The 25458-nt window shown below is 59.1% G+C and carries 27 protein-coding genes; 14 read left to right on the forward strand and 13 right to left on the reverse strand.

The window, feature by feature from the left end; genetic code table 11:
• Nucleotides 1-43 precede the first annotated feature (43 nt).
• From AAEO81_RS05285 to cysZ, 3 genes are all read right to left on the reverse strand, one after another.
• Nucleotides 44-1210 carry a glycosyltransferase family 1 protein gene (locus tag AAEO81_RS05285; RefSeq protein ID WP_341962116.1) on the reverse strand — a complete coding sequence of 389 codons (1167 nt, stop codon included), beginning with the start codon at nucleotides 1208-1210 and terminating at the stop codon, nucleotides 44-46.
• A gap of 69 nt (nucleotides 1211-1279) precedes the next feature.
• Entirely contained in the window at nucleotides 1280-1573 is a 294-nt protein-coding gene (locus AAEO81_RS05290; RefSeq protein ID WP_341962117.1) for a hypothetical protein, read from the reverse strand.
• Between the two features lie 187 nt (nucleotides 1574-1760).
• Complete coding sequence (cysZ, locus tag AAEO81_RS05295) at nucleotides 1761-2516, reverse strand: sulfate transporter CysZ (RefSeq protein WP_166597202.1); 756 nt, start codon at nucleotides 2514-2516, stop codon at nucleotides 1761-1763.
• A 260-nt stretch (nucleotides 2517-2776) separates the two neighbouring features.
• Here cysZ and AAEO81_RS05300 point away from each other — a divergent pair, with 260 nt between their 5' ends.
• Together AAEO81_RS05300 and trxB are read left to right on the forward strand one after the other, a co-directional pair.
• Nucleotides 2777-3376: a peroxiredoxin gene (locus AAEO81_RS05300; protein WP_341962119.1), complete on the forward strand. Its 600-nt coding sequence runs from the start codon at nucleotides 2777-2779 to the stop codon at nucleotides 3374-3376.
• A gap of 156 nt (nucleotides 3377-3532) precedes the next feature.
• The gene (gene trxB / locus AAEO81_RS05305; protein ID WP_166597200.1) at nucleotides 3533-4495 is read left to right on the forward strand and encodes a thioredoxin-disulfide reductase; all 963 of its coding nucleotides are present in this window, start codon (nucleotides 3533-3535) and stop codon (nucleotides 4493-4495) included.
• 204 nt (nucleotides 4496-4699) lie between these two features.
• Here the strand turns inward: trxB and AAEO81_RS05310 are convergent, their stop codons facing one another.
• The 6 genes from AAEO81_RS05310 to AAEO81_RS05335 form a co-directional block, all read right to left on the reverse strand.
• A complete protein-coding gene (locus AAEO81_RS05310) occupies nucleotides 4700-5041 on the reverse strand; it encodes a HopJ type III effector protein (RefSeq protein ID WP_166597199.1) in 342 nt (113 codons plus the stop codon).
• Complete coding sequence (locus AAEO81_RS05315; RefSeq protein WP_166597198.1) at nucleotides 5034-5330, reverse strand: DUF1244 domain-containing protein; 297 nt, start codon at nucleotides 5328-5330, stop codon at nucleotides 5034-5036. The genes AAEO81_RS05310 and AAEO81_RS05315 overlap by 8 nt, the downstream gene beginning before the upstream one ends.
• A gap of 222 nt (nucleotides 5331-5552) precedes the next feature.
• The gene (folX, locus tag AAEO81_RS05320; protein ID WP_166597197.1) at nucleotides 5553-5924 is read right to left on the reverse strand and encodes a dihydroneopterin triphosphate 2'-epimerase; all 372 of its coding nucleotides are present in this window, start codon (nucleotides 5922-5924) and stop codon (nucleotides 5553-5555) included.
• Nucleotides 5925-5927: 3 nt separating this feature from the next.
• A complete protein-coding gene (gene folE, locus AAEO81_RS05325; RefSeq protein WP_166597196.1) occupies nucleotides 5928-6488 on the reverse strand; it encodes a GTP cyclohydrolase I FolE in 561 nt (186 codons plus the stop codon).
• 21 nt (nucleotides 6489-6509) lie between these two features.
• Nucleotides 6510-7220 carry a dihydromonapterin reductase gene (gene folM / locus AAEO81_RS05330; protein WP_166597195.1) on the reverse strand — a complete coding sequence of 237 codons (711 nt, stop codon included), beginning with the start codon at nucleotides 7218-7220 and terminating at the stop codon, nucleotides 6510-6512.
• Nucleotides 7221-7400: 180 nt separating this feature from the next.
• Nucleotides 7401-7970, reverse strand: a complete 570-nt coding sequence (locus tag AAEO81_RS05335; RefSeq protein WP_166597194.1) for an antibiotic biosynthesis monooxygenase — start codon at nucleotides 7968-7970, stop codon at nucleotides 7401-7403.
• Nucleotides 7971-8187: 217 nt separating this feature from the next.
• On the opposite strand from AAEO81_RS05335, the gene AAEO81_RS05340 reads away from it, so the two are divergent.
• Nucleotides 8188-9126 (forward strand): MerR family transcriptional regulator, encoded by a 939-nt coding sequence (locus AAEO81_RS05340; protein ID WP_341962121.1) that lies wholly within the window; start codon nucleotides 8188-8190, stop codon nucleotides 9124-9126.
• A gap of 83 nt (nucleotides 9127-9209) precedes the next feature.
• On the opposite strand, the gene AAEO81_RS05345 is transcribed toward AAEO81_RS05340, so the two are convergent.
• Nucleotides 9210-9815: a hypothetical protein gene (locus AAEO81_RS05345; RefSeq protein ID WP_166597192.1), complete on the reverse strand. Its 606-nt coding sequence runs from the start codon at nucleotides 9813-9815 to the stop codon at nucleotides 9210-9212.
• Nucleotides 9816-9897: 82 nt separating this feature from the next.
• Nucleotides 9898-10344 (reverse strand): PAS domain-containing protein, encoded by a 447-nt coding sequence (locus tag AAEO81_RS05350; RefSeq protein ID WP_341962122.1) that lies wholly within the window; start codon nucleotides 10342-10344, stop codon nucleotides 9898-9900.
• A 99-nt stretch (nucleotides 10345-10443) separates the two neighbouring features.
• Between AAEO81_RS05350 and AAEO81_RS05355 the strand changes: the two genes are divergently transcribed.
• On the forward strand, nucleotides 10444-10899 hold the full coding sequence (locus tag AAEO81_RS05355; protein ID WP_341962123.1) for a flavodoxin: 456 nt from the start codon (nucleotides 10444-10446) through the stop codon (nucleotides 10897-10899).
• A gap of 30 nt (nucleotides 10900-10929) precedes the next feature.
• Here AAEO81_RS05355 and AAEO81_RS05360 read toward each other — a convergent pair whose 3' ends face one another.
• The gene (locus tag AAEO81_RS05360; protein WP_341962124.1) at nucleotides 10930-11802 is read right to left on the reverse strand and encodes a LysR family transcriptional regulator; all 873 of its coding nucleotides are present in this window, start codon (nucleotides 11800-11802) and stop codon (nucleotides 10930-10932) included.
• Nucleotides 11803-11943: 141 nt separating this feature from the next.
• Here AAEO81_RS05360 and AAEO81_RS05365 point away from each other — a divergent pair, with 141 nt between their 5' ends.
• From AAEO81_RS05365 to AAEO81_RS05395, 7 genes are all read left to right on the forward strand, one after another.
• Nucleotides 11944-12333: a CidA/LrgA family protein gene (locus tag AAEO81_RS05365; protein WP_341962125.1), complete on the forward strand. Its 390-nt coding sequence runs from the start codon at nucleotides 11944-11946 to the stop codon at nucleotides 12331-12333.
• Nucleotides 12330-13016 (forward strand): LrgB family protein, encoded by a 687-nt coding sequence (locus tag AAEO81_RS05370; RefSeq protein ID WP_341962126.1) that lies wholly within the window; start codon nucleotides 12330-12332, stop codon nucleotides 13014-13016. Before AAEO81_RS05365 ends, AAEO81_RS05370 begins: the two co-directional genes overlap by 4 nt.
• Nucleotides 13017-13193: 177 nt before the next feature.
• The gene (locus AAEO81_RS05375) at nucleotides 13194-13955 is read left to right on the forward strand and encodes a class II aldolase/adducin family protein (RefSeq protein ID WP_341964468.1); all 762 of its coding nucleotides are present in this window, start codon (nucleotides 13194-13196) and stop codon (nucleotides 13953-13955) included.
• Complete coding sequence (locus tag AAEO81_RS05380) at nucleotides 13955-14929, forward strand: alpha/beta hydrolase (protein WP_341962127.1); 975 nt, start codon at nucleotides 13955-13957, stop codon at nucleotides 14927-14929. Before AAEO81_RS05375 ends, AAEO81_RS05380 begins: the two co-directional genes overlap by 1 nt.
• A 120-nt stretch (nucleotides 14930-15049) precedes the next feature.
• Nucleotides 15050-15961: an SDR family oxidoreductase gene (locus AAEO81_RS05385; protein WP_341962128.1), complete on the forward strand. Its 912-nt coding sequence runs from the start codon at nucleotides 15050-15052 to the stop codon at nucleotides 15959-15961.
• Nucleotides 15962-16146: 185 nt separating this feature from the next.
• Nucleotides 16147-16671 carry a hypothetical protein gene (locus AAEO81_RS05390; RefSeq protein ID WP_341962130.1) on the forward strand — a complete coding sequence of 175 codons (525 nt, stop codon included), beginning with the start codon at nucleotides 16147-16149 and terminating at the stop codon, nucleotides 16669-16671.
• Nucleotides 16672-17739: 1068 nt separating this feature from the next.
• Nucleotides 17740-21252 (forward strand): DUF6543 domain-containing protein, encoded by a 3513-nt coding sequence (locus AAEO81_RS05395; protein ID WP_341962132.1) that lies wholly within the window; start codon nucleotides 17740-17742, stop codon nucleotides 21250-21252.
• On the opposite strand, the gene AAEO81_RS05400 is transcribed toward AAEO81_RS05395, so the two are convergent.
• Entirely contained in the window at nucleotides 21206-22009 is an 804-nt protein-coding gene (locus AAEO81_RS05400) for a transglutaminase family protein (protein WP_341962133.1), read from the reverse strand. The two genes, AAEO81_RS05395 and AAEO81_RS05400, sit on opposite strands and share 47 nt — an antisense overlap.
• Nucleotides 22010-22207: 198 nt before the next feature.
• Between AAEO81_RS05400 and AAEO81_RS05405 the strand changes: the two genes are divergently transcribed.
• The 3 genes from AAEO81_RS05405 (at nucleotide 22208) to AAEO81_RS05415 (ending at nucleotide 25440) form a co-directional block, all read left to right on the forward strand.
• Nucleotides 22208-23230, forward strand: coding sequence for a Glu/Leu/Phe/Val dehydrogenase dimerization domain-containing protein (locus AAEO81_RS05405; protein WP_341962134.1), 1023 nt, complete (start codon nucleotides 22208-22210; stop codon nucleotides 23228-23230).
• A gap of 103 nt (nucleotides 23231-23333) precedes the next feature.
• Nucleotides 23334-24434: a pyruvate dehydrogenase (acetyl-transferring) E1 component subunit alpha gene (pdhA, locus tag AAEO81_RS05410; protein ID WP_341962135.1), complete on the forward strand. Its 1101-nt coding sequence runs from the start codon at nucleotides 23334-23336 to the stop codon at nucleotides 24432-24434.
• The gene (locus AAEO81_RS05415) at nucleotides 24424-25440 is read left to right on the forward strand and encodes an alpha-ketoacid dehydrogenase subunit beta (RefSeq protein ID WP_341962136.1); all 1017 of its coding nucleotides are present in this window, start codon (nucleotides 24424-24426) and stop codon (nucleotides 25438-25440) included. Before pdhA ends, AAEO81_RS05415 begins: the two co-directional genes overlap by 11 nt.
• The last annotated feature ends 18 nt before the right edge of the window (nucleotides 25441-25458 follow it).

Consider the following 25458-nt stretch of genomic DNA (forward strand, 5'->3'; position numbering starts at 1 on the left):
GTTGAATGTCCGATCATTCGCGAATGAATGCGCTCCCCCAGCGCTAGACCCCTAAAGCGACTCCATCCCGCCGCTCACTGGCCACCCGCAAATATTGCTCGAACGCCTCGATCACCCCCGCCCACCCCTGACGGCTGGCATGTTGCCGAGCATTCAGGCGAACCCTTCGCAGGGTCTCGTCGTCCTCAAGCATCCAGCGTGCAGCGTCAATAAAGCCCTCTTCATCGCCTGGCATCGCCACTGCGCCATTGTGGCCGTGACGAATGTGCTGGGCCGCCGCCGCTTCGTCGTACGCCACCACGCCGAGCCCTGAGGCCAGCGCTTCAAGAACGACATTGCCGAATGTCTCGGTCATGCTCGGAAACAGAAACAGATCCCCTGACGCATAGTGAGCCGCCAGCGCCTCACCTCGTTGGGTGCCGCAGAAGATCGCGTCCGGCACCTGCTGTTGCAGCGTTGCGCGAACCGGGCCGTCACCGACGATCACCAGCTTGAGCTTTTTGTCGGGATAAGCGCTGACCAGACCGTCGAACGCGGTGTTGAGCAGCCCCAGATTTTTCTCCGGGGCGAGCCGTCCTACGTGTAAAACAGCGGTGTCACCAGGCTCCAGGCCCCAAGTCTCACGCAGCACGTTCGAACGTCGGGATGGATGAAACAATTGGCAATCCACGCCCCTCGACAGCAGCTCCAACCGCTCGAAGCCGCGCCGTTCCAGTTCTGTCTTCTGGCTAGCGCTGGGCACCAGGGTGGCGTTCGAACGATTATGAAACCAGCGCAGATACGAGGTCAGCAGGCGGGTAATAAAGCCCATCCCGTACTGTCGGGTGTATTGCTGAAAATTGGTGTGAAAGCCGCTGACAATCGCAATCCGCAATCGGCGCGCTGCCCTCAAGGCAGACAGCCCCAACGGCCCTTCAGTCGCGATGTAGAGCACATCCGGCCGACTTCGCTGCCAGCGCCGCAGCAGCTTGTGCATCGACGACTGACCCCACTGCAACCCCGGATACCCCGGAATCGGCCAGCCGCGACACAGCATCAAATCATCACCCGCCGCCCGCAACTCGTCCTCGTTCTGCCGGGGACGAATCACTTCCACACGATGCCCACGCAGCCGCAAACCGTCGCACAACCGGCTCAGCGTGGTGGCCACGCCATTGATTTCAGGCGCGTACGTTTCAGTGATCAACGTGATATGCAAAGACTTACTCATAACCGCCAGTTTCAGAGTCTGGCGTTGCGCTTGTGTGGCGGTTGGGTGATGGATTTGTGACCGTTCATCTCAGCCTCCGACCGTGAACGGCACGATCCGTGATGACCCGATCTTTTCCAGTGCGGCGGCCTCGGGTGTGTAGTGGGTTTGAACGGGGTTGAGGCTGACCAGATTCAGATGGGAGCTTGGTTTCACGGGGCGGGCGAGTGTGGCCGGTTCAGCAGGTGAGGTGTTGGAGGTGGCTGTTTTCACTGCATCGGCCAATGCTTGCATGAACGCGGGTGCGTTGGGATCACGTTTCGCTTTTTGCGGCAGCAGCGACGGTTGGGTGTGATTCGCGGGACTGAGACGGCTGGTTTCCATGCGTTTGAACTCCCATTGATGAACGCGCCCGGAGTGGGCGTCACCATGGTTGAACAAGGCGGCTGTGGGACGTATGGAAGACCTTTGTAGGATCGGTCCTGATTTTGTGGGCGTGGCTCACGGTGGGGATTTACCTCATGTTCCAACCGTGATCAAAAAGGCCTCGTATGAGGCCTTCTTAATGCGATCAGCGAATCCTTTCCGCCAGCGTCTCCGCCCCCCGCTCTCGGACCCAGAACAACGTCGCTCCCGCCACGGCCGCCGGCATCATCAAAATGTTGACCACCGGAATCAGCAGCACCAGGTACACGATCCCGCCAAAGCTCATGCTCTGCCAGCGCTTGGCGCGCAGCCAGGCGAGCATGTCTTGCCAGCTCATTTTGTGGTTGTCGGCGGGGTAATCGATGTACTGGATGGCCATCATCCACACGCCGAACATCAGCCAGAGTGGCGCGGCGACGATGTTGACGACGGGAATCCAGGACAGGATGAACAGCCCGATGGCGCGGGGCAGGAAGTAGCCCAGCTTGCGCATCTCGCGGCTGAGCGTGCGGGGGACCATTTCGATCAGCTCGCCCCAACTGAACGCAGGGAAATCATCGGTGCCGCGCAGGACCACTTCGACTTTTTCTGACAAAAAACCGTTGAATGGTGCGGCGATGACGTTGGCGATCATGGTGAAGGTGAAAAACACCATCAGCGCGACCAGCACCACGAACAGCGGCCACAGGATGTAATTGAGGAAGCTCAGCCAGCTGGGCAGCGTCGGCATGAACGAATCGACCCACAGGCTGAATTCGTGACCTGCGAAATAGATCAGTGCGCTGAACAGCACCAGGTTAATGGTCAGGGGCAGCAGGACAAACAGCCGCAAACCGGGGCTGAGGACCAGTTTCAGACCTTCGCGCAGGTATTGCGGACCAGACAGGGCGGGTGCAGGCATACAAGCCTCCAAACATTGAAAACGCGCCGACCTTACCGGCTTTCCCCAAGCGGCGGAAGCAGGAACGGTATGGCGACATTCGCCGAAACAATCTGGTGAAGGCAGAGTCTATCGACGATACACGGGCCATCGATCATCGGGATAGGTACGGCCTATGAGCTGGATTGTGAAACGATATTTCCTTAATCTTCCCCGCCCCGATAAGCTTGCGGGCATCTTTTAGACCTCTTCCATTCACTTTGAACCTCTCAGGAGTCTTAATGAGCGTTCTGGTTAACAAACAGGCCCCGGATTTCACTGCTGCCGCCGTTCTGGGCGACGGTTCGATCGTCGAAGACTTCAAACTGTCTTCGCTGCGCGGCAAATACGTCGTGCTGTTCTTCTGGCCACTGGACTTCACGTTCGTGTGCCCGTCGGAAATCATTGCGCACGACAACCGCGTCGCCAAATTCCGTGATCTCGGCGTTGAAGTCGTCGGTGTCTCCATCGACTCCCACTTCACCCACGCTGCATGGCGCAACACCCCGGTTGAAAAGGGCGGCATCGGCCAAGTCCAATTCACTATGGTTGCTGACATCAAGCACGACATCACTCGCGCTTACGGCATCGAACACGACGACGGCGTTGCGCTGCGCGGTTCGTTCCTGATCGACCAGAATGGTGTGGTTCAGCACCAAGTGGTCAACAACCTGCCGCTGGGCCGTGACGTTGACGAAATGGTCCGTCTGGTCGAAGCACTACAATTCACTGAGCAGCACGGCGAAGTTTGCCCAGCTGGCTGGCGTCCAGGCCAGAAAGGCATGAAGGCTGACGCTTCGGGCGTTGCCGATTACCTGGCTCAGAACGCCAAGAGCTTGTAATACCGTCGCTGCGGCTTCGGTCGCAGCGTCACGATTTCAGGATGGGTGGGCGAATCTTCTCCAAGTGGCTCACCGATCCGTTTTATTCAACCGGTGCGCCGGTTCAGGCCACAGTGACTCCGACCACACGTAATGGCCGGTCAATAGGAGTGTGTCATGTCTGATGTACGTCATTCCCGAGTGATTATTCTCGGCTCCGGCCCTGCCGGTTACAGCGCTGCGGTCTATGCGGCCCGTGCCAACCTCAAGCCTCTGCTGATCACCGGCATGCAAGCGGGTGGTCAGCTGACCACCACCACTGAAGTCGACAACTGGCCGGGTGACCCCCATGGCCTGACCGGCCCGGTGCTGATGGACCGCATGCGTGAACACGCCGAGCGTTTCGAAACCGAGATCATTTTCGACCACATCAATGCCGTCGATCTGGCCGGTAAACCGTTCAGCCTGAAAGGCGACAGCGGCACCTACACCTGCGACGCGCTGATCATCGCCACTGGCGCCAGCGCCCGTTACCTGGGCCTGCCGTCCGAAGAAGCGTTCATGGGTAAAGGTGTTTCGGCCTGTGCGACCTGCGACGGTTTCTTCTACCGCAACAAGCCTGTCGCTGTGATCGGCGGCGGCAACACGGCCGTTGAAGAAGCGCTGTACCTGGCGAACATCGCCAGCAAGGTCACGCTGGTTCACCGTCGCGATACCTTCCGCGCCGAGAAGATCCTGATCGACAAGCTGCACGCACGTGTGGCCGAGGGCAAGATCGAGCTCAAGCTGAACGCCACGCTGGATGAAGTGCTGGGCGACAACATGGGCGTAACCGGTGCACGTCTGAAGAACAACGACGGCAGCAGCGCGGAGTTGAAGGTTGACGGCGTTTTCATCGCCATCGGCCACACCCCGAACACCTCGCTGTTCGAAGGCCAGTTGGCGCTGAAAGACGGCTACATGGTCGTTCATGGTGGTCGCGAAGGTAATGCGACTGCGACCAGCGTCGAAGGCGTGTTCGCGGCAGGTGACGTAGCTGACCACGTTTACCGTCAGGCGATTACCTCGGCGGGAGCAGGCTGCATGGCGGCACTGGACGTTGAGCGGTATCTGGACGGCCTGGCGAACGCTTCGTTCTGATCGGCTGCTGCACATAAAAAAACCGGCTCATTGAGCCGGTTTTTTTGTGCCTGCATCACGGCAAATTGCGTTAAACCCTGTGGGAGCGAATTCATTCGCGATTGGCCGGTACAGCCGATAAGGATGTGTCGCCTGACACACCGATCGCGAATGAATTCGCTCCCACAGAACCAGCGTGCGCCCCCATAACCGGCGTAGAGGCGATCAGGCTTTACGCGTCAACGGCTGAGCGCTGAACTTCACGCCTGCCAGACCGTGGGTGATCAGCGCCCGGATATTGCCGTGGTCGCTGCCTTCAGGCGTCGCCACCACCGAGCGATAGTGCTCGCCGAACGCCAACAAGGCTTCTTCGTCGCTCAGGCCTTCCAGCAGCGCCAGACCCAGCGTCTTGCACGAGCCTTCGTTCTGACCCGCCGCGTTCTCGACCGGGCCGTTGCTGAACGCCTGTGGCTGGTAGTCGTAATGCGCGGCGACGAACGCCAGCGTATCGGCGAACGCGTGTTCGCCGGATTTCAGGCTGGCGCGCAGGGTGTTCAGGTCAGTCATGCTTCTTTTCCTTGGCGAACGCCGCTTGCTGATCGGCGCTGGCTTCTTTCTGGTAAAGGGATTTCCACTCGCTGTAGGGCATTCCGTACACCACTTCGCGGGCGTCATCGAGGCTGATGTCGATCTGCTTCTCGTCGGCGGCGGCCTTGTACCACTTGGACAGGCAGTTGCGGCAGAAGCCGGAGAGGTTCATCAGATCGATGTTCTGCACGTCCTTTCGGCTATCCAGATGCGCGACCAGACGACGGAAGGCGGCGGCTTCGAGTTCCAGGCGTTGTTGCTCGGTCATGATGGACTCTGTGGGAGTTGAGGATGGGGCGGATGATAAGAGTGTGGGGCAGGGCGGGCAATGGTTCTTGTCAACCGGACGCATGACCTGTGGGAGCCGGCTTGCTGGCGAACGCGATATATCAGTCACTATGGATTGAACTGAACCGCCGCTTTCGCCAGCAAGCCGGCCCACAGAAGGTTATCGTTTGGCAATCAGACCGGCGGTGTCTGCCAGCGATTTTCAGCGCTCGGCGGCCAGCGTAATCGACACCGACTCGGCGAAGCGCAGCGCGTGGGGCTTGTCGACTTCAACTTCGGCGTATTGCACGGCTTCGTGGCTCATGACCAGATCCAGCACTTCCTGGGTCAACCGCTCCAGCAGTGCGAAACGATTGCTCTCGACGTGATGGATGATTGCCTTGGTGATGGTCCGGTAATTCAGCGCGTGATCGATGTCGTTGTCGCGCACCGCTTCCTGGGCGGCGTACAGGATTGTCAGGTTGATGAGGACATCCTGCTTGTTGAGGATTTCATCTTCGTTGATGCCGATAAAGGTTCGCAGGCACAGGTCCTTGACCCGGATGCGTGCGGTGCCTGGTTCGAGTCTTGCCATGGACTACTTGCTCCGTCCGATCAGTTGCAGGAATTCCATCCGTGTCGTATTGGATTCGCGAAAGGCGCCGAGCATCACCGAGGTATTCATGGTCGAATTCTGCTTTTCGACACCGCGCATCATCATGCACATGTGCTTCGCCTCGATGACCACCGCGACGCCTGCCGCATGGGTCACGCCCTGAATGGCGTCGGCGATCTGGCGGGTCAGGTTTTCCTGAATTTGCAGACGCCGGGCGAACATGTCGACGATGCGGGCGATCTTCGACAGCCCCAGGACTTTGCCGGTGGGGATGTAGGCCACATGGGCCTTGCCAATGAACGGCAGCAGGTGATGTTCGCACAGCGAATACAGCTCGATGTCTTTCACGATGACCATCTCGTCGTTATCCGACGCGAAGAGCGCACCGTTGACGATCTCGTCCAGCGTCTGATCGTATCCATGACACAGGTACTGCATGGCCTTCGCTGCGCGCTTGGGGGTGTCCAGCAAACCCTCGCGCTCCGGGTCTTCGCCCAGGCCAACAAGGATTTCGCGGTAGTGCTCTGGCAGTGACAGGGTCATCAAAGGGGTCCTCGGGGCGGCTTACTTGACGTGCCGTCCGCCGTTTACGGTCAATGTGGTGCCGGTGACGTACGGGTTATCCAGCAGATAGCGCAGGCTCTGGTAGATCACTTCAGGGCCCGGCTCGATGCCCAGCGCCGATTTGGCCAGCGTGCGTGCGCGGTACGCCGCGTCGTCGTCGGGTTGAAACATCAGCATGGCCGGAGCGATGCCGTTGACCTTTATAGAGGGGGCATAGCGGGCAGCGAACGACAACGTCAGGTTGTCCATGCCTGCCTTGCTCGCGCAGTAGGCAATGTGCTTGCTGCTGCCCTTGCGCGTGACGTCGTCTCCGATGTGAACGATGTCAGCGATCTCCGAGCGCTGTAGCAACTCGGCGCAATGCAAGTTGATCAGGTAGGGGGCGAGCATGTGCACGTTGAACATGCGCATGAACACATCGCCTTCATCGCCCTCGGTTTCTGCCAGCCACTCGGAGGCGTTGTGGATGATCGCGCGCAAGCGTGGGGTGTGTTCTTTCAATTGCGCGATGAAGGCCATCACGCTGTCCTGCGACGAAAAATCCGCCTGAATCGCGAGGGCGCCCAGTGCCTCCAGTCGCTCGACGCCAGGGCGTTCGGTGCGATAACTGATAATCACCGGCTGACCTTCGCCCAGCAGCCGTTCGGCGCAGTGCAGGCCGATGCGCTGGCTGGCGCCAGTGATCAGGACAGGGGCGGGGGAGGAGGCCATGGCAGCTCGTGGGTTATCAGGGAAGAGGACACCGGAAAGTCATTGGCGTATCGGCTCTGGGTTGCGGGCGCCGGTTGCTTTCATTGCGCCATCAGAGATCGAACGTCTGGGGCAAAGTTAACCCAATGGTCAGTGGTGTACAACTGTGGGTTCGGCGCTGGAGGTCGGGACGATATGGGATCAGCGAGTAGACGCCGATTCGGCGGACACTGATGGCGTCTGACTGTTGCTCTGCAACCACCCTGACAACAGATGCGTCGACAACGGAATGAACCAGAACACCATCAATGGCGTGAGAATGAGCGTGCTGATCATGATCCGCGGCAGCAACGCCAGCTCACTCAGCAAGGGCCCCAACACGTAGTTGAAGATCAATGAGACGGGAAAGAACGCCAACCAAATGGCGATGGCCTGTTTCCAGCGCGGCGGACGCTGACCGACGGTGCCGAACCAGCCGTCCAGACCGCGCACACGGTGCACGGAATTCTTGGCGAAAAGCCCGCTGCCACGCACCAACCAAGAGCGTCGAGACGCAGAATGCTCCCATGCGTGCATGGTGGCTTCATCGGCAAAGCGGAAAATGATCTGGAATTCGTCGTCTCCCGGAGGCGGCGCGAGGACGCCCGAGCCCAGGTAGCCGGGAAAGTCAGTGGCGAGGTGCTCGCCTTCGTGCAGCCAGGTAATGAGTTCCTCATAGCGGCCATGGGCAACGCGGCGGGCGACCATCAGCGTGACGGGTGAGGTAGACATTGTGTATCTCCGATAGACGAGTGAGCTTCCCGGGTAGGGAAATCACATGGCGCAGCGCCGGGGTGGTGGCGTCGCGTCAATTTCATTACGAAATGCAAGCAAGGATTATTCCTGATTCCGTGGACAAAGCCACAAGTCTTTGCAGATCGGTTTTCCTTGATTGAATCCCGGCAGATGTACAATCCTGTTTCTTAATCACTTCAAGACGGACACTTTCATGACTCAGTTGCGCAGTGCGTCATCTGAAAACGATGAGGAGCTGTTGCCCATTCGCGAGGTGTCGCGCCTGACCGGTGTCAACTCGGTCACGCTTCGCGCATGGGAACGCCGTCATGGCTTGATCACACCCATCCGTACCGACGGCGGACATCGGCTTTATACCCACGCGGATGTGGCGACGGTTCGGAGCATTCTCATGTGGACCGAACGCGGAGTGGCTATCAGTAAGGTTGGAAAAATCCTTGCCGATACCCGCGATCTGAATGCCAAGGCGCGAGGGCCGCTGAGTGTCGTCGACAGCGCGGGGAAAGAGGCGTGGCAAGGGCGGCTGCGTCAGGCTACCGAAAATTTCGACGAACGCTGGCTGGATCAGATCTACGATCAGGTCCTTTTCGCCTACCCCGTTTCGGTGGTCTTCGAAGACATCCTGATGCCGGTCTGGTACGACCTCGTCGCTCGTCATGACGCGTTTGGCCCCCTCAGCGAATGGCTGTTCTTCGACCACTTCCTGCGAGGGCACGCACTTCAGCGGCTCACTTCAGCGCGAGCAGACGCCGATTATCGGGTTCTGGTGGTCGCCATGCCCGGTGGATGCAGGGAGCTGGAACTGTGGGTTGCCGCTTTGCTGATGACCTCTGAGCGCACATCGATCAGTGTGCTGGCGCCGGGGCAGCCGCTGGAAGAGCTCGGGCTTGTTTGCGGCAAGATCAAACCTGACGCGCTGGTGTTGTTCTCTGATCAACTGCCCTCGACCGACTTCAACAGAAAGCTGGAAAGGCTCGCGCTGGGGCTTGCCTGCCCGCTGCTGCTGGCGGGTAAAACCGCTGACATGGCACAGGCCAGTTTGCAGGGTTCGATCATCGGGTGTCTGAGTAGTGACGCAGGCGTGATGCAACAACGCTTGCAGCAGTTTCTGGCGGGACGTCTCGATACTTGAGAGCCGCCGCGAGTTTTGAGCCTTACGCGGCAAGTGGGGCGGCACGGTCAATCTTGCAGCTTGCCGCTCAAAACTCGCCGCTGTTACAAATGCATGGAAGGATGAATCTTGCGATGTTCCTGAAGGATGTACTGCCGCAGGCGCTCGGTGTCTTCCTTGCTGTTCTGGCTCAAGCGGTACGCGGCGAGGCCCTGTTCGGTCAGGCGCTCAAAGGTGCCGCGCAGGGCGATGGGGGCAAGGCCGGCGGGGGTGAACCAGGCGGAAAAATACTTGGGCGGCTTGGTCTGTTTGCGGATTTCCAGCAGGATGCCTTTAAAGGAAATCTCGTGCACCCACAGGGCTGTCAGCGCGCCTTTCTCGGTTTCCAGCGCCATAGGCTCAGGCAAACTCAAACGCCACGGACGGATGCGCGGGCCTTCTTCAAAAATGCTGGGGGCGCCCAACTCCAAGTGCAGTGCGTGGAATTCGTCTTCAACCAGATGCAGCGGAAAGGTCATCTGCTGGTTGTCGAACTGGGCTTGAATCGTCACTTGCTCATGAGCGGCGAGGCGCGTCAGCAGGTCCTGAATCTGGACACCGCCGTTGACCACCAGGCTACGGGACTTGTCGCGCAGGTTCAGCTTGGGGTTGTGCTGCATATTCTGGATGAAGTCCAACTCATCCTGCGTGAGAATGTTGTCGCGCTGCATGGTCAAGCTCGATTAACCGGTTATTGAAAAAGCAGACATTAAATTCGCTTTTTGGTTGCTGCCGTTCGTCAGTTACAAGGTGTTACCGCTTTAACGCCGCTATTTCCAAGCGAGCTTGCGCCAGTTCGGCCTCTAATTCGACAACTTTTTGTTGCGTCTGAACGTGGTCGGTCACGTCCTTCTGTATGCCTATGTAATACATCAGTTTTTCAGCGTCGTTGTAGATTGGCGTGATCGACAGCTCGTTCCAGAACGCACTGCCGTCCTTGCGGTAATTGCGCAAGATCTGGCGGCATGGATGCCCATTTTTCAGGGCTTCGCGGATGGCCCGGCGCGCGAATTGATCGCGCTCGTCGCCCTGCAACAGGCGGCAATCCTGATAGAGCACCTCATCGGCGCTGAATCCGGTCAGCCGTTCGAACGCCTTGTTGGCATATATAAGGATGTTGTCGTCACCCTCATGCTCTGCGATCACAATCCCGTCGATCGAGGCGTCGATCGCCAGTTGCATCAGCTTTGCGTTGATCACCCACAGCCTCCGTGCGATTGCGCAAAGGGCGCATTCTAAGACATTGCGCTCGACTGGGGCATAATGCCGCACGATTTCAATCAGTCACAGGATCACACAATGAAAGTCGCCATTGTTTCGGGCTCGGTGTACGGCTCTGCCGAAGAAGTCGCCCGACACGCCCAGCAGATTATCCAAACGGCCGGTCACGAAGTCTTCTTCAACCCGCGCGCGACGTTGGCCGATCTTCAGGCATTTGCCCCCGAAGCGTTTCTGGCCGTGACATCCACCACCGGCCTGGGTGAACTCCCTGACAACATTCAGCCGCTGTACTCGCAGATCCGTGACGTGCTGCCCGCTGCATGGCGCGGCCTGCCTGGAGGCGTCATTGGTCTGGGCGACGCAAGCTATGGCGACACGTTCTGCGGCGGTGGCGAACAGTTGCGCGAACTGTTCATGGAAGTGGGTATTCGCGAAGTGCTGGACATGCTGCGCCTGGACGCCAGCGAAACCGTAACCCCGGAAAGCGACGCCGAGCCGTGGCTCGCGGAGTTCCTCGAAAAGCTCGGCGCCTGACCGGTCGGACGGGCGCCGAAGCGTTGCGGCTTACTTGCGCATCAGCGCCAGCCACGCCTGAGCGGCTTTGGACAGGTATGCGCCTTCACGCCAAATGAAGGCGATGTCCCAGCGCAAGCTTTCAGGTGCTTTCAAGGTGAGATGAGCCACACCCGGCCGCACCAGCGCTCGCGCGACGACCTGCGGCAGCAGCACGACGCCTTGCCCTGCCGCGACCAGCGCGACGAGGAAGTCTGCCTGTCCGCTGCGCCCGCCTTCTTTGGGGGTGAAACCTTCTTGCTTACACGCCTGCAGCAGCCGATCGTTAAGCACGAAGCTGCGTTGATACAACAGAAAGGGTGTATCGGCGAGCTGGCTCAATTCCACTTCCTTTAGATGCGCCAATGGGTGGTCGATCGGGAGCAGGGCATCCATGGGCTCGTCGCAGAACGGCTGTGAGGCGAACATCGGGTCATCGGGGGTCAGGCTCGCTCCGATCTCCAGATCGCCCGTCATCACAGCCCGCTCGATGGCGCGACTGCCGTCTTCGAGCAAATGAATGGTGACGTTGGGGTAAAGCCGCCGGTATTCAGCGAAAGCTTTGGCGAACAGCGTGTCACTGCCCAGCATCGGCAGGCCGAGGCGCAACTCACCGCGTGCCAGATTGCTGAGGTCATCCAGCTCTCGCAGCAGGCCGTTACGCAGGATGAGCATCTCTTCAGCCCGGTGCAGCACGACTTTACCGGCGGCGGTCAGGTTGACCTGTGAGCCTTGGCGATCCAGCAGGCTAACCCCCAGGCTTTCTTCCAGTTGTGCAACCTGTTTACTGACCGCTGACTGGCTGATGAACAGCGTCCTGGCGGCCTGGGTGAAACCGCCTTCACGCACCACTTCAATGAAGCTGCGAAGCTGTTTGAATTCCACGTTGAGCACTTTCTTTCAAGATGAGATATGCCGACAGTGTGAATGATGAGATTCCATATTGGAATCGCTAAAAGTCTTACAATTCGTTTTTGGGATGTTAAGTCAGTCGTTAGACTGGAGCCCTCAGAGGGCAGAATGACCATGAAACGATTGTCTCGACTCGCACGGCTGGTGGGCGAACTTGTTGCCTTGATCGCGATTTACCAAGTGGGTTGCGAGATCGTGTTGTGGCTTAACCTCCCCATCCCAGGTGGGGTTGTCGGCCTCGGACTGTTGCTGGTGGTGTTCGCCAGCGGCGTAGTCAAACCCGCGACCTTGCAAACCGGTGCGGGCCTGTTGCTGGCCGAAATGCTGCTGTTCTTCATTCCTCCGTTGATGAGCCTGCTGGACTATGGCGCGCTGGTCCGTCACGAAGGCTGGCGCATCATGCTGGTGATTGGGTGCAGTACGTTGATGGTCATGCTGGTCACCGCTTGCACGGTTGAAGTGGTCTGTCGACTGAAGGACCGAACTGCGGAGGGCGGGGCATGACTTTTGAGCCAATGCCGATCTTCTGGCTGCTGATCACGGTGACCGCGTATGTCAGCAGTCGCTGGCTGTACCGTCGGACCGGTCGGTATTTGCTGTCGCCGCTGATCCTTGTCCCTACGGTTCTACTGGCCATTGCTGCGCCCATGCACACAGGCTACGCCGAATATTCCGCCAACACCCACTGGCTGATGCTGGTGCTCGGCCCGGTCACCGTGGCTTTCGCCGTGCCGATCTGGCAGCAGCGTGCGTTGCTCGCCCGGCACTGGCCCGCCTTGCTCATTGGCATGTTGGCGGGAAGTGCTGCCTCGATTGCCAGTTCGTTCGGGCTTTCCAAGGTCATGGCTCTGGACACCTCGGTGGTGATGTCGTTGGTTCCTCGTTCGATCACCACGCCTTTTGCGATGCCCCTCGCACACGACTTGGGTGGCGTCCCCGAACTGACCGCTGTATTTGTGATGTGCACCGGTGTCTTCGGCGCGGCATTGGGTGGCGTGCTGCTCAAATGGCTGCCGCTGCGCACTTCATTGGCCCGTGGCGCGCTGTTTGGCGTGGGCGCGCATGGTGCTGGCGTGAGTCGCGCTCGGGAGGTGGGGGGTGAGGAGGGCTCCGTGGCCGGACTGGTCATGGTGCTCACCGGCATTCTCAATCTCTTTGCGGCGCCCTTGCTGGTTTGGATGCTCTGAAAGCTTTGCGCTAGAGCCATCGCAGTGCCTCTGACTCGCCGGGCCACTAACGTGGCTGCGAAGGCAAGTACCGCTTGTTCTCCGTCTGACTAGACTGCTGATCCATTAGAGCAGAATAACCGCCGAGGAACGCCGATCGTGAAAGTCGCCCAAGTAGCCGCCGATGGCGTCAGCCACATCCACCCCAGCGTCAAAGAGCGGGTCAGCCCCGAAGAGTGGCAGGCTCGGGTAGACCTTGCCGCGTGCTACCGGCTGGTGGCCCTTCACGGTTGGGATGATCTGATTTTTACTCACATCTCGGCGAAGGTGCCCGGCACCGAAGATTTTCTGATCAACCCCTACGGGATGATGTTCCACGAGATGACGGCGTCCAGCCTGGTCAAAGTCGATCAGTCGGGCAAGAAGCTCATGGACAGCCCCTACGACATCAACCCGGCGGGCTACACCATCCACAGCGCCGTGCACGAAGTGCGTCATGACGTGATGTGCGTCATGCACACCCACACGGCGGCAGGTGTGGCGGTGTCCGCGCAGAAACAAGGCGTGTTGCCGATCAGCCAGCAATCGCTGTTTGTGCTGTCGAGCCTGGCCTATCACGGGTATGAAGGCGTTGCGCTGAACCATGAAGAGAAGGCCCGTCTGCAGGCGGACCTGGGGCCCTCCAATTTCCTGATGCTCAATAACCATGGGCTTTTGACCTGCGCCTCCAGCATCGCGGACACCTTTCTGATGATGTTCACCTTTCAGCGCGCCTGTGAGATTCAGGTGCTTGCCCAAGGTGGCGGGGCCGAACTGATCCCTATCGACGGACAGATTCTCGCAGGCGCGAAGGCGATGGTCGCCGGCGTAACGCGCAGCGCCGAGGGCATGGGTGGCAAATTGGCCTGGCCTGCCTTGTTGCGCAAACTCGATCAATGCTCTCCGGGATACGCGCAGTAATGTGTCTCGCGGAAATCCCCCTCAGCGTTTGGCGCAGACGAGGCCACGACTTCGTGTTTCGCGGCCATCGCATTCGCTATTGGGCGGCCGGGCAGGGCGAGCCCTTACTGCTGATCCACGGTTTTCCTACGGCAAGTTGGGATTGGCACTACTTGTGGCAGCCGCTGGCCCGCCGCTACCGGGTCATCGCCTGCGACATGCTGGGATTTGGCGACTCCGCCAAACCTCGGGATCATGTGTACAGCCTTATTGAGCAAGCGGATCTGCAGCAGGCGTTGCTCGGCCATCTGGAGGTGAGCCAGCCGGTGCACATCCTCGCCCATGACTACGGTGACAGCGTCGCCCAGGAACTCTTGGCGCGGCACGCCGAGGGGCGGTTTGACATGGGCAGTTGCGCGTTTCTCAACGGCGGCCTGTTTCCGGAGGCGTATCGACCGTGCCGGGTGCAGAAAATGCTGCTTGGCCGCTTGGGCTGGGTGGTGGGGCGGCTGTTCGACCGCAACAGCCTGGACCACGACTTCAGTCGGACATTCGGGCCCGACACCCGCCCCAGTGAAAGCGAACTGGATGATTTCTGGAGCCTGATTTCAGCTGGCCGAGGCCATCACATGCTGTATCGCCTGATCAATTACCTCCCCGAACGCGTAGAGCTGCGCGACCGTTGGGTGCAGGCGATGCAGCGCAATCAAGTGCCGATGCGCTTTATCAACGGCGCCGCCGACCCGATTTCCGGGCGCCATATGGTGGAGCGCTATCGTGAGCTGATTCCCAACCCGGACACCATCTTGCTGCCGGATGTGGGCCGCTACCCCCAGACGGAGGCGCCCGCACGTGTCTTGAGCTGCTACGAGGCGTTTCGCGCTTCAGCCGCTGACTTCAGACCTCCAATTGTCGTGCCGCTGGCGATCCAGAACAGTAAGCCCGCCAATCATCCCTTTGTGTTATCGAGCACCATTCAGAACGGCTCGTATTGATTGTGACCCGCCAGCGACTGGTTGACACTCCATGACTGTTTCGCACGCCCTCGAACGCTCCAGCTGATTGGCGCGGACCTCACGGAATCGAGTGTGTGCCTCATCGTTGGGGAGTGCGGCATGAGTGAGTCCATACGTTTCGAAGACAAAGTGGTCATCGTCACGGGTGCCGGCGGCGGGCTTGGGCGGGCCCACGCCTTGCTGTTCGCCCGCCACGGGGCGCGAGTGGTGGTGAATGACCTGGGCGGTTCGGCCCATGGTGAAGGCGCCAATGCGTCGGCAGCCGACCGCGTCGTGGCGGAAATTCGCGAAGCGGGCGGCCAGGCAGTGGCCAATCATGATTCTGTGACCGATGGCGACAAGATCGTCCAAAACGCGCTGGATGCGTTCGGTCGCGTAGACGTCGTGGTGAACAACGCGGGGATTCTGCGCGACAAGAGTTTCGCCAAAATGGAAGACGCCGATTGGGAGCTGGTTTACCGGGTTCACGTCGAAGGCGCCTACAAAGTGACCCATGCCGCCTGGCCCCATCTTCGCGAGCAGAACTACGGGCGGGTCATCTTCACCTCGTCCACGTCCGGGATCTACGGCAATTTCGGCCAATCCAACTACGGCATGGCCAAGCTCGGCCTCTACGGCCTGACCCGCACACTGGCGCTGGAAGGGCGCAAGAACAACATTCTGGTCAACGCCATCGCACCGACCGGTGGCACGAGAATGACCGAAGGACTGATCCCGGCCAGCGTCTTCGAGCTTCTCAAGCCTGAACTCGTCAGCCCATTGGTGGTGTACCTGGGCAGTGAACACTGCCAAGAGAGCGCCGGATTATATGAAGTCGGAGGCGGCTGGATAGGCAAGGTCCGCTGGGAACGCAGCATTGGCGCCGGGTTCGACCCAAGGGCAGGGTTCTCGCCAGAGGATGTCGCCGCGCAATGGAACACCATCAACGACTTCACCGACGCGGCACATCCTGGCGACAACGTTGAAGCGCTGAAGGAAATGATGGCGAATCTGCAGAGGTTTGCGGGTTGAAGTAGAGGCTGGGCGTGACCGTTTCAGGGGAGTGGAACGGGTGAATTTTGTAGGGCGATTATTGGCTTATTTGTAGGAAGGGTCTCTTTATAAGGCAATGATTCCGTCTTCAGGTTTTTTGCCTCAAGCCCGGGTCCGCGCCCCCGATAGGACGAACGTAATCGTTCCTATCGTGGAGGTCGAAAATGCTTCAGAATTTTTCCGAAATAAATCGCCGGCTCAGTACTTATGCCGTCCTTCCAGATAACCGGTTCCGGACTCAATCAGGTGCTTCGGAGCAGGAAGAAAGCATCAAGCAAAAAGTCAGACAGTACTGGGCTGACGAAAGCATCTCCAATAAAGAGAAATTGAAGGGCTTCAACCTGGACCTGTCAGGTTTTGATCCCAGGAATACCACCAACCGACAATTGCGTGAGATTGGCAATGTGCTGGTTGACATGGGCATCATTGATTACGGCACGTCGGGGTGGCTTTCGGGCATTGATCTGGATTTTGATGCGCAGGGAAATGAAATCAGCCTTGATAAGAAAGTGGATATGTATGACTACTTTGAGCGTCAACTCGGGTTTCTCAATAACCACATATCGGAGGGGCACGGGTTTGCCAGCGATACGCTGACCAAGCTGAAAACGGTCATGTCGGTCACACTTGCGCTTGAGGAACATGCCAATACGCCTCGCGAGAGGTCCTTGGTCAACATCCGAACATGACCGAGATCATGAAGTCGGAGCGGTGAGTTCGTCACCGCTCCGGCGCCCCTTACAGCGGCACAGAGAAACTGCCGCGATAAGCGATAGGTGTTTTGCCATTACGATTGTCGAGAATCACCCGAAAGCTGCCACCGCCCCATTTGGCAGACGGGTCGTGTGCATCTCTTGCAACAGTGACCCAGCCACCGCCTTGTAGCTGTTCCACTGTCACAGGCTGCAGCGACCCCTGTTGAGTTCTCAACGTGATGTTGTGAAGTGTTGTTCCGCAATTGACGGTATAGCTGTGAACACTTTGTACTCGCCGGGCTTCGCTACGCCTGGTGACATCTGGTTGCTGTACCTGAAGCAGGGAAATGCTTGAGAAGACGGTGCTGCTGTGGCGGTGCTTGCAAGATGGGTCAGACTCAATGCCAGTATAAAAACAGCAATTTTTTATTATTCATGATCAAACCTCATTTATTTAAAAGTGCTCAAGATCGGCCGTAAACGTGGAATCCACATCGCACCGATAACTACCCTTTAAACATATGATCTTGTAGGACTGCTGCTCATAATTCCGTAAGGCATTTCTGATCGCACCCGAATCCCATGGTGCGTCCGCCGCTGCTTCATACGAAGCGCCGTCGCTACCGTAAACAGTCAGCCAAAAAAAAGCCGCTGCAAACGCAGCGGCTAAATATGACGTCAGATCCAGGAGCTTGAAAATCTACGTCAGGAAATCCATTGAGAGGCCTGAGGTAAAAACACCGTCAGACGAAATAAGAGGGATTTCCAGTTCGCGACGAGGGTGGCCGCGAAGTGAGTGAATGATAAGTTTTTCCCGATGGCTTAAACATCGTCGTTTACGACATGCAGTTTTACGTACGCGGCAACAATGTGATTTTTCCGGGCATCCCGTTGGACGGTTCCCACATAAGCCGTCGTAACCTAGGGGCGCATCATATAAATATGTACCGCTACCTCGGACGTTTGAACCCGTTTCATAGGCGCTCACTTTCGTCGTTTACCTGTGTTCCCAATCGGCTGGATGCCGTGAGGGGGTAAGCGAACCACCCTGGAGCTGTACTCATGAATGCCGTGCTTGACCCCAAAATCACCCCTGCCGCCTCTCAAACCTTCGATGAAATCACTCAACACCTGACGGCGCTGTCCGAAGCCAGTTCCGGCTGTCAGCAGGTACTCGCACAAAGCCAGACCCTGCGCGAATGGACTTCTGAGCGACTGCGCGAAGGGTTGAACCGGGCGCGTCCGCAGACTGGGCTGGATGTGTCGAACCCGGACGCGATCTTCTACACCCGACGCACTGAAAGTGGGTCAATTGTCTCTGTCGGCATGACCGATCTGCTGATTGACACCCTTCGCAACGGCTCGGCGCTTCCTTCCATTACCGATATCGGCTTCTATACCCGACACGGCACACTGGAGCGCAATCATGCACTTACAGGTACGCAAAACCGCAGCATGATCAGCGTTCTCACTGCGCTGATGCCGACGCTCTTCTCCGGATATGAAGGGTATCTTCGGGGTCTCTGGACAAAAATGATCCCTCACCCTATGGACCCGTTGCGCATCGAACCGGCCGATCACATTTTGATCGACCTGCAACGCAAGACACTGACCCATGAGATCGCGTTACGTATGTTGTGCCGGGCCATGTCGGTGCCGGAGCTCAACCGCTTATCCAGCGTCATTACCGGTGATTCGGTCGCCGGGGTGTACGAAGTGGCGTTCGAAAAGCGTGGGCGAGGCATCCCATTACTGTCCACCTACGTCGTCAGCCAATCAGGACAGCCCTCGGATGACCCATCGGGCGTCGTTTTCCTGGTCATGCCTCATCGGGGCATTGAGCGTTTCGAATCGATTGGCGTCTTGCGCGAGGCACTGAGCCGGCGCTTTTTGAACGATTCACAGGATGCCCATCTGGTCGCCGCCTTATGCCTGTCTGATCGCGGGCAATTGTTGACGACCGACATCCTTGCGCCGGAGGGTTGGCGGTTCGCAGCTGTCACCCGCCCGATGTTGGACCACCACCTGCAGTCGGTTAAAAGCAAAGCGGCTCAGGACTTCGCGTTCCTTCTGGAGCAAAAGGCGGCGGCCTCTGCCGCTTGGCATGAGCAAGTCGAGCTCGTTCAACTAAGCGCCTACCTGAATGACGCGATGGGGCATCGTTTCAATCTGCTCTCCGTCATGACGGATGCCTTCGTGGCGCCTCACTGGCGCAAGTACGCCAAGCCGTCCGACAAGACCCATTTGTTGGCCCTTGAGAGCAAACACCGAGCCTCGAAGGGGCGGTTGGCCAGTCGGCTCGCGGGCGTCGAATCGCTCACCGTATTCGCCCACCGTGAGCTGACGGCTTACATTCAGGAGCATCTCGGTTGCCTGATCGACCCCAGCAAGGTCGTGATCACACTCGACGATACGATCGCGCTCGGCCATGGCGACACGTTGGCAACCCAATACGCAAAGACCCTGTTCGAATTTGCCGTTGACGGGCTACCTGACACGGGTAAACCGCTTAGCTTCGCCCCCGCGCCGAATCACCTTCACACGGAGTTTTCTGAAGCGTTCGTCAGGACGATGCTCTCCGAGCTGAATCTGCATCATCGCTATGGCATCGCGCTTCGGCAGGCGTACGAGGACCCCGAAACCGTTCGCCAGATGGTCATCCATCGCGACAGTGCGCTCGCGTTGAGCAGTTTCACAGCGGGTCTGCGAGGGCATTTGATTCAGGATCGCAGCCATGAGCTTTTGCGCATGATTCGCGGCGACCAGCGCCAGGAGGGATCTAAATACAGCATCGGCAGCCTGTACCTGCTTGAATCCCACACGCGTTTCAACGACCTCATCGTGTTTGAAGAGAAAACCCGATCCGGCACCCATTACGTCCTTTATGCGCCTGGCGCACCAAACGGTCAGGACTTCTTCGAATACAGAACCTGGCAACAGCTGTGTTTCGGGGTAGGTGCCTGGCTGGCGACTGACGCCGGCCGATCCTACGTCCATGACCAATTGACCGGGCCGACCGAGCATGGGCATGCCGCCATCCTCAACAACGTTCACCTGAAGCCTTCGCTGTGGGGATTGAACAGTTGCCTGTTCGTTCGCTGTACGGGCGAGACCTTCCAAGCCAATATGGCGGATCTTGTCAGTCAGAAAGTGTCGCGTGCGGTGCAGGCGGCGGAGATGGCGGCCCCCCATACCGACAGCCAGACCTCGTTCGCCAGTCCGTCGATCCAGGCGTTGATGGATGCCCGGATCGAGGCGCTGAACGGCGAGTTCAAGTCGATCAGTACAGGCCTGGTGGATTATCGAAGCTATGTTCATCAATACACGACGCAGGTGCTGAACGAGTTTCTACGGCAAAACGGGTTTGATCGGTCCATCGACCCGGACACGCTTTACTTTGGCCTGGGGCAGCCTCGTCAGGAGACGCCGGACTTCGGTGAGCATAGCGAATTACATCAATTGACCGAGCTCATGATGGCAGGGAGTGAGGACATTCTTTCTCACCGCCCCCAGATTCATCTGTATGTCTCGACCGGGCTGGACTACAGAGAACTCCCGATCAAGCTGACGCATTTCATTGACAAGCAAGTGCGAGGCGCGGACCTGGGCGCCAAGTACATGGACTTTATCGAGTCGTCGTTTCTAGGGCGTAAAAGCCCGCAATACGCACGCCGCAAGCGCCTGATGGCGAAACGCATTCAATACCAGATGTCCCGCGGTGCCTTGAAAGAATTCATGCGCGGCCAGCTCAGCGGCACTCAGTATGCCTGGCTGCGGCGAACCGTCATCAGCCTCGATCAGGATGCGTCGGTCCATAACCTGACCAGTGCCGTTTCCGCGTTTCGGATCGCCAATCAGATCATTGAGGGCGTTTACATCTTTCGGGACTTCGCCAAAACCGACCCTGACTTCAATCTGCTGTACACCCCCAACGCTCCGGACGGGGTCGAGTTCCGGCGACTGTCGGACTACGCGCAGTTGCTGGATTCGTCGCCGATGCAAAACTATTACTACAGTCGCGTGGCTTACATGGGGCAGCCACAGGTAGGGTCGTTCTTCGAGCGGCTCGAACGCGGCGGGAAGTTCGATGAGAAGTTCATCCGCATCGTGAACCGTATTGAAAGTCGCATTCCTGACGCCGAGCTGATTTACGGGAACATGATCGAGCGAATGATTGCGGACGTGGATGCGCAGACCGAGAGCCTGGCCGAGGCCCGATTCGCGACCGCCTGGACGGTCATTCAGTGGCTGGGCAATGTGCTGTTGGTGCCGTTTCCGGCAGTGAGCATCGCCTGGGGGATATTCACCAGTGCGGTGAAGGTTTATCAGGGAATAGACGCCTATCTGTCAGGGGACAGAGCCGCCGCATTGCCATTATTGCTGGAAGGTGTGATGGGGCTGCTGAAGGGCGGGAATGCCGCCCGTAAGCTGTTCAATGCGGCGCAACTGGCCGCCAAAGGGGTTGGCGTGCCGGTGGGCGTCTGGGTCTGGCATAACCTGGAGTTCGAAGGAAAGCTGCAGGACGCGGTCAATGAATACCTCCGCGGGACGGCAGAGTCACTAGTCTTTGAGTGAGCCTGATCCGTTGAACAGGGTCTTCGCTCAACAATAGCGCGTGCTCCAGGTCGTAACGCTCGGCCTGCGGGCACTCCAGCGCCTGGTACAGGCTGGCGCGTGCGAGGTAATCGCTGGTGTTGGCCTGTCCCAGTTCAAACACCCGGTTGGCATCTTTCAGGGACGCGATTGCATCGTCGTTGATGTGATGCAGGTGGCGCAGGTTGCGTGACAGGCGCTGCAGCATGGCCTGGGGTGTCGCGGTACGCATGTGATCGGCCTTGAGCGGCATGTCCGGCCCGAACTGGCGCAGCAGCAGTTCGCGGCAATCCTTGGGATAGAGCCTGCGGCCGCCGCAAGGGTCGAGGGTGTGGTCGGCGCCCGGCACACGCAGCAAGAAGTGACCGGGAAAGTTGACGCCCTCAAGGGGGATTTCCAGACGGCGCGCCAGTTCCAGCGCAATCATCGCCAGCCCCAACGGCTGGCCTCGGCGACGCTCGACAATCTTGTCCAGCAAGGCAACCTGCGGCTTGGGTTGGGCGACATCATCCTGTTGAAATCCGATTGCCGTCATATGACGCAGAAGCGGTTGCGCCAGTTCAGTGGCAGGCAGCATCGGCAGAGCGGCGCTGACCTGGCGCTGAAGTTGATCGATCCATTCGAAAACCTGCCGAGGATCGACCAGCGCATCGTGTTCGACACCGATCCACAGCGCTGCTTCGAACGTTGCAGGCGGCACGCTGTGGAAGCAATCGAGGCATTTTTGGCGTGGATTCATCGACTTCTCCGACCGGACCAGGCGTCTGAAATGCTGTTCCGGGAAGCTTTGTTTTAGCCCCCCGCGTGGGGGTTCGTCCAGTGCCGAAGACCGATTGGCGGCTTCATGTCGGCAAGTTGTCAGGATGTTTCCGTCGCTGCCGCCGTTTTTTCAGCGAACGCCTATACTCGCAGTACAAAAAAAACGGGAGCACTGCCGATGTTCGCTCTCATGCAAAATTCACGCATTCAATCGCTGCACATGGTCGTCGATCCACAGACCTGCCTTAAAGCCGTGGTGGCGATTCACAGCAGCCGCAAGGGCCCGGCCCTCGGTGGCTGTCGCTACCTGTCCTATCCAAATGAGGACAGCGCCATCGAAGACGCCATTCAATTGGCGAGGAATATGAGCTACAAGGCAGTGCTCGCGGGCCTGTCGCTGGGCGGCGGAACGGCGGTCATTTTGCGGCCCGCTCATGTGCCGGACCGCGCCGCGCTGTTCGAGGCCTTTGGCCGCTTCGTCCAGACACTGGACGGCCGCTACATCACGGCCATCGACAGCGGCACGTCCAAAGAAGACATGGACTGCATCGCGCAATACACCCGGCACGTCACCACGACTACGAAATCCGGCGACCCTACGGCTTACACGGCGTTGGGCTTGTATGCAGGCATTCGCACCACGGCCATGGCCCGGTTGGGGAGTGACAATCTGGAAGGGCTGCGCGTCGCGATTCAGGGGCTGGGGCACGTGGGATGGGCGTTGGCCGAGCAGCTCCACGCGGCGGGTGCCGAGCTGCTGGTCGCTGATCTGGACAGTGGAAAGGTGCAGTTGGCGATGGAGCAAATGGGCGCCAAGCCGATTGCCATCGAAGCGCTGCTTAGCACGCCTTGCGACATTCTTGCGCCCTGCGGCCTGGGCGGTGTGCTGAACAGCCACAGCGTCACCAAACTGCGTTGCGCCGCGGTGGCCGGGGGCGCCAACAACCAACTCAGCTGCGCGGCCATCGCCGATCAGCTCGAATCCCGAGGCATCCTCTACGCGCCCGATTACGTGATCAATTCCGGCGGCCTTATCTACGTCGCGCTGCAACATCAGGGAGAAAGCCACAACACCATCACCGCACATCTGTCCCAGATAGGAACACGGCTGACTGAAGTATTTGCCCATGCCCAGGCCGAGAAGCGCTCACCCGCGCGGGTGGCCGACGCATTGGCAGAACGCCTGTTGAACCTTGAGTAGACGCCTTACCGGCATCGCTCAATCAAGGCTCGCCACCACAAGTGGCGAGTTGAGACCACCACGCGCGCGCTGTGCTACATGCCGCGCGTGCCAGGAGTGTGCAATGTCCCATAACAAGATCGATCTTGCGTACACCCGTTATCTGTCCCCCGACGGTCGCCTGACCGGAGAGCTTCCCCCTTGGGCCGATGACTTCAACCTACTCACCCGCCTCTACAAACATATGGTCCTGACCCGGCTTTTTGATCAGAAAGCCGTCGCCTTACAGCGCACCGGGCGCATCGGCACTTACGCCCCCACGCTTGGTCAAGAGGCTATCGGTGTCGCCATTGGCAGCCTGATGAAGCCGGAAGACGTGCTGATTCCCTATTACCGGGACACGGCCGTGCAACTGATGCGCGGCGTGCGCATGGAAGAAATTTTGCTGTATTGGGGCGGTGACGAGCGTGGCAGCGATTACGCAGAGCCCGCTGTCGCCCAGGACTTCCCGCTTTGCGTGCCCATTGCGACTCAAGCGTTGCACGCGTGCGGGGTAGCCAGTGCGTTCAAAATTCGTGGCGAACACAGGGTGGCCGTGACCACCTGCGGCGACGGCGCTACCAGCAAAGGCGATTTCCTTGAAGCGTTGAACGTCGCGGGCGCGTGGCAGTTGCCGGTGGTGTTCGTGATAAACAACAACCAATGGGCCATTTCGGTGCCCCGGCGCATTCAGTGTGGCGCGCCAACCTTGGCGCAGAAGGCCATTGGCGCGGGATTTCAGGGTGAGCAGGTCGACGGCAATGACATTCTCGCGGTGTATGACCGCATGCAGATTGCGCTGGAACGGGCGCGCAAGGGTAAAGGCCCGGTTCTGCTGGAGTGCCTGAGTTATCGGCTGGGCGACCACACCACCGCCGACGACGCTACGCGCTATCGGCCGGCCGATGAAGTAAAACAGGCATGGCAGGAAGAGCCGATCAAACGCCTGCAATCGTTCATGGCGAGTCAGGGCGTGTGGGATGAAGGCCGCGAACAGGCGCTCATCACCGAATGCCAAGGGTTGGTGCAGCGCTCCGTGGATAACTTCGAACGCGCCGGCAATCAGGCTCCAGAATCCGTGATTGATCACGTTTACGCGAAATGGCCGGTGCCGCTGGCGGATCAGCGCGAGTGGTTCCTCGAACGCGTGGCCCGTCGTAATGGGGGTGCCGATCATGGCGAATGATCAGTCTTCAGACAAACTCCTTACGGACAAGAAAGTCAGCCTGCTGGAAGCCGTTAATCTGGCGATGCACCGAGCCATGGGCGAGGACGACAACGTCGTGGTGCTGGGCGAAGACGTCGGCGTCAACGGCGGGGTGTTTCGCGCCACTCAAGGGCTGCGCGACACGTTCGGCTTCAAGCGCGTGATCGACTCGCCACTGGCGGAAACCATGCTCGGCGGCCTGGTCGTTGGCATGGCGGCACAAGGGCTGAAACCGGTCGTCGAGATTCAGTTTCTCGGCTTCATCTATGCCGCCATGGAACATCTGGTGTCACACGCCTCCCGCATGCGCAATCGCACACGGGGTCGCCTGAGCTGCCCAATGGTGTTGCGTTCGCCCATGGGCGCGGGGATTCGCGCACCGGAACACCACAGCGAAAGCACCGAAGCGATCTTCGCTCATGTGCCGGGGCTGCGCGTGGTCATTCCCTCATCACCTGCGCGAGCCTATGGGTTGTTGCTCGCGGCCATCGACGACCCGGACCCGGTGATCTTTCTCGAACCGACGCGCCTCTATCGCATGAACCCGCAACCCCTCATCGACGACGGGAAACGTCTGCCGCTGGACACCTGTTTCACCTTGCGAGAAGGCAGCGACATCACCCTCATCAGTTGGGGCGCCAGTGTTCACGAAACGTTGCAGGCCGCGAGCGCGCTGGCCGAAAAGGGCGTATCAGCCGAGGTGATTGACGTCGCCTGCGTCAAACCGCTGGACCTCGACACCCTGGAAGCCTCGGTGCGCAAGACCGGCCGCTGCGTGATCGTTCACGAAGCACCGCGTTCCGGTGGGCTGGGCGGGGACATCGCGGCGAGCCTCTATGAACGGGTGTTTCTGGATCTGCAGGCGCCGATTCAGCGGGTCACTGCGCCGGACATCCCGCCGCCGCTGTACCGGCTGGAGCAGCTCTACATCCCCAGCGTCGAAGACATTCTTCACGCCTGTGACAGCGCCCTGACTTTCGCCTGATGGCCGAGGAGGCTTGCG

Source organism: Pseudomonas sp. RC10 (assembly GCF_038397775.1).
Taxonomy (GTDB): Bacteria; Pseudomonadota; Gammaproteobacteria; order Pseudomonadales; family Pseudomonadaceae; genus Aquipseudomonas; species Aquipseudomonas bambusae.

What these genes read in the sequence shown, in the direction of transcription:
- AAEO81_RS05285 (WP_341962116.1), bottom strand. Translation starts at nt 1,210, where the DNA reads ATGAGTAAGTCTTTGCATATCACGTTGATCACTGAAACGTACGCGCCT.
- AAEO81_RS05290 (WP_341962117.1), bottom strand. Translation starts at nt 1,573, where the DNA reads ATGGAAACCAGCCGTCTCAGTCCCGCGAATCACACCCAACCGTCGCTG.
- cysZ (WP_166597202.1), bottom strand. Translation starts at nt 2,516, where the DNA reads ATGCCTGCACCCGCCCTGTCTGGTCCGCAATACCTGCGCGAAGGTCTG.
- AAEO81_RS05300 (WP_341962119.1), top strand. Translation starts at nt 2,777, where the DNA reads ATGAGCGTTCTGGTTAACAAACAGGCCCCGGATTTCACTGCTGCCGCC.
- trxB (WP_166597200.1), top strand. Translation starts at nt 3,533, where the DNA reads ATGTCTGATGTACGTCATTCCCGAGTGATTATTCTCGGCTCCGGCCCT.
- AAEO81_RS05310 (WP_166597199.1), bottom strand. Translation starts at nt 5,041, where the DNA reads ATGACTGACCTGAACACCCTGCGCGCCAGCCTGAAATCCGGCGAACAC.
- AAEO81_RS05315 (WP_166597198.1), bottom strand. Translation starts at nt 5,330, where the DNA reads ATGACCGAGCAACAACGCCTGGAACTCGAAGCCGCCGCCTTCCGTCGT.
- folX (WP_166597197.1), bottom strand. Translation starts at nt 5,924, where the DNA reads ATGGCAAGACTCGAACCAGGCACCGCACGCATCCGGGTCAAGGACCTG.
- folE (WP_166597196.1), bottom strand. Translation starts at nt 6,488, where the DNA reads ATGACCCTGTCACTGCCAGAGCACTACCGCGAAATCCTTGTTGGCCTG.
- folM (WP_166597195.1), bottom strand. Translation starts at nt 7,220, where the DNA reads ATGGCCTCCTCCCCCGCCCCTGTCCTGATCACTGGCGCCAGCCAGCGC.
- AAEO81_RS05335 (WP_166597194.1), bottom strand. Translation starts at nt 7,970, where the DNA reads ATGTCTACCTCACCCGTCACGCTGATGGTCGCCCGCCGCGTTGCCCAT.
- AAEO81_RS05340 (WP_341962121.1), top strand. Translation starts at nt 8,188, where the DNA reads ATGACTCAGTTGCGCAGTGCGTCATCTGAAAACGATGAGGAGCTGTTG.
- AAEO81_RS05345 (WP_166597192.1), bottom strand. Translation starts at nt 9,815, where the DNA reads ATGCAGCGCGACAACATTCTCACGCAGGATGAGTTGGACTTCATCCAG.
- AAEO81_RS05355 (WP_341962123.1), top strand. Translation starts at nt 10,444, where the DNA reads ATGAAAGTCGCCATTGTTTCGGGCTCGGTGTACGGCTCTGCCGAAGAA.
- AAEO81_RS05365 (WP_341962125.1), top strand. Translation starts at nt 11,944, where the DNA reads ATGAAACGATTGTCTCGACTCGCACGGCTGGTGGGCGAACTTGTTGCC.
- AAEO81_RS05370 (WP_341962126.1), top strand. Translation starts at nt 12,330, where the DNA reads ATGACTTTTGAGCCAATGCCGATCTTCTGGCTGCTGATCACGGTGACC.
- AAEO81_RS05380 (WP_341962127.1), top strand. Translation starts at nt 13,955, where the DNA reads ATGTGTCTCGCGGAAATCCCCCTCAGCGTTTGGCGCAGACGAGGCCAC.
- AAEO81_RS05385 (WP_341962128.1), top strand. Translation starts at nt 15,050, where the DNA reads ATGAGTGAGTCCATACGTTTCGAAGACAAAGTGGTCATCGTCACGGGT.
- AAEO81_RS05390 (WP_341962130.1), top strand. Translation starts at nt 16,147, where the DNA reads ATGCTTCAGAATTTTTCCGAAATAAATCGCCGGCTCAGTACTTATGCC.
- AAEO81_RS05395 (WP_341962132.1), top strand. Translation starts at nt 17,740, where the DNA reads ATGAATGCCGTGCTTGACCCCAAAATCACCCCTGCCGCCTCTCAAACC.
- AAEO81_RS05400 (WP_341962133.1), bottom strand. Translation starts at nt 22,009, where the DNA reads ATGAATCCACGCCAAAAATGCCTCGATTGCTTCCACAGCGTGCCGCCT.
- AAEO81_RS05405 (WP_341962134.1), top strand. Translation starts at nt 22,208, where the DNA reads ATGTTCGCTCTCATGCAAAATTCACGCATTCAATCGCTGCACATGGTC.
- pdhA (WP_341962135.1), top strand. Translation starts at nt 23,334, where the DNA reads ATGTCCCATAACAAGATCGATCTTGCGTACACCCGTTATCTGTCCCCC.
- AAEO81_RS05415 (WP_341962136.1), top strand. Translation starts at nt 24,424, where the DNA reads ATGGCGAATGATCAGTCTTCAGACAAACTCCTTACGGACAAGAAAGTC.